The sequence below is a fragment of the Pseudomonadales bacterium genome (assembly GCA_013215025.1).
GTDB lineage: Bacteria > Pseudomonadota > Gammaproteobacteria > Pseudomonadales > DT-91 > DT-91.
On sequence record JABSRR010000280.1, the window covers coordinates 1 to 2,302 of the forward strand.

A 2,302-nucleotide genomic window follows, 5' to 3' on the forward strand; every position below is an offset into this window, starting at 1 on the left:
ATGGAAGGTACGCGATAAGCAATTAATCAATCTTGATCTGCAGGCGATGATGCAGGTGCATCATGCCCAGGCGAAAGCTTTATTGGTGGCGTTAGAGACATAAGGCTATTAAGGCCAATGGTTTTTAAAATAGGCCAGTGGCATCAGGATCGATAAGCATTGATCTGTCAATGCTTGTTGATGTTGTTGTCAATTAAGCATCGAACAATAGCAGATTGTTAGGCATAAAAAACCCGCAAGCATGCGGGTTAAGATCGTGGCTTGCGGCGTTGTAAACGCTAAAAATTCACAGGCCATGTGCAATTCGCTAAAACGCGAGCACTGTGAGATAAGTGCTCGTGTTGCAGCGATGTTATGCCAAGCGATTAGCCAACTATGCGAATTGGCTCGGCGCTAGGTGCTGTGCTTAATGCTTCTGACGGTGGGCGGAAGTCAGTTAAGTTAATACCTTTAACAGCCGCTTGGTACTCATCCATAGTTGGGAAGCGACCAAGAATCGTTGAAAGTACTACTAAGGGTGTAGAACCTAATAAAGACTCGCCTTTCTTCTCATCAGAGTCGCCAACAACTCGGCCTTGGAACAGACGTGTTGAAGTCGCGATAACGGTATCACCAGGCTCAGCTTTTTCTTGGTTACCCATGCAGAGGTTACAGCCTGGGCGCTCAAGATAAAGAATATTGTCATACTTAGTACGTGCCGCACCTTTAGGGTTGTCATCATCAAATACAAAGCCTGAGTACTTCTCGAGGATGGCCCAGTCACCTTCAGCTTTAAGCTCGTCAACGATGTTGTAGGTGGGTGGTGCAACAACCAATGGCGCTTTAAATTCTACCTTGCCTTGTTGCTCTTCAATATTACGCAGCATTTGCGCGATGATTTGCATATCGCCTTTATGCACCATACAAGAACCAACAAAGCCTAGGTCAACTGGCTTGTCGTTGTAGTATGAAACAGGGCGAATCACATCATGCGTATAACGCTTAGATACATCGTCGTTGTTGACATCTGGGTCGGCAATCATTGGCTGGTCGATAGCGTCTAGGTCAACCACGACTTCTGCGTAGTATTTCGCATTATTGTCAGGCTTAAGTGCTGGTACATCGCCCGACTGAATTTCAGCAATACGCTTGTCTGCAAGCTTGATAAGACCAGCTAGGGTTTGCGCAGCGTTATCCATACCTTTTTCGATCATGATTTGGATACGGCTTTTGGCAATTTCTAATGACTCGATTAAAGTATCGTTTTCAGAAATACAGATAGAAGCCTTGGCTTTCATCTCTGCCGTCCAATCGGTAAAGGTGAAGGCTTGGTCAGCTAATAAGGTGCCGATGTGTACTTCGATAACACGGCCTTGGAAGACATTATCGCCACCGAACTCTTCCAGCATTTGCATCTGGGTTGCATGCACGATGTCACGGAAGTCCATATAAGGCTTCATTTCGCCTTTAAAAGTAACTTTAACCGACTCTGGGATCGGCATAGTTGCTTCACCGGTGGCCAGCGCTAGTGCAACCGTGCCTGAGTCAGCACCGAAAGCCACACCTTTCGACATACGCGTATGTGAGTCACCGCCAATGATGATGGCGCGATCATCCACAGTAATATCGTTAAGTACCTTATGAATAACGTCGGTCATTGGGTGATAAACACCTTTTGGATCACGCGCTGTGATCAGGCCGAAGTCATTCATGAACTGCATTAAGCGCGGGATATTGGTTTGTGCTTTTGAATCCCAAACCGATGCCGTGTGACAGCCTGATTGGTAAGCGCCGTCAACACTAGGTGAAATAACGGTTGCCGCCATTGACTCAAGCTCTTGCGAAGTCATAAGGCCGGTGGTGTCTTGTGAACCAACAATATTCACTTTAACGCGAACGTCAGAACCTGCGTGAAGGTTTTCGCTAGTAGAAACACCGACTGCATTGCGGTTAAAGATTTTTTCTACCGCGGTTAAACCTTGGCCTTGATGGGCAATTTCTTTTGCAGGCGCAAACACTTGTGGTGCTTCAATACCTAAAGCAGCAGCTGCGAAGTTTTGCAGTTTCTTACCGAATACAATCGCGTAAGAGCCACCTGCTTTCATGAACTCAACTTTTTGCGGGGTGAAGGCATCAGCCACATCGGCTACTAGCTCGTCACCGCTATACAGTTTCTTTTCTTTGGTATTAATAGTTAACACCGTACCTGTTTCAACCGAGTAGGCCTCTTCAAGCACCGCATCGCCATTGGCATCAACAACGGTATTGCCATCCGCATCGACTTTCTTCACCCAGTTTTTAAGGTCAAGACCGATGCCGCCTG

1 protein-coding gene is annotated in these 2,302 nt (G+C 46.7%); it reads right to left on the bottom strand.

Annotation, left to right across the window (positions count from 1 at the left end; genetic code table 11):
• Positions 1-365: 365 nt before the first annotated feature.
• Positions 366-2,302, bottom strand: a 1,937-nt coding sequence (locus tag HRU21_12895; protein ID NRA43186.1) for a bifunctional aconitate hydratase 2/2-methylisocitrate dehydratase, incomplete at its 5' end; no start/stop codon positions are given.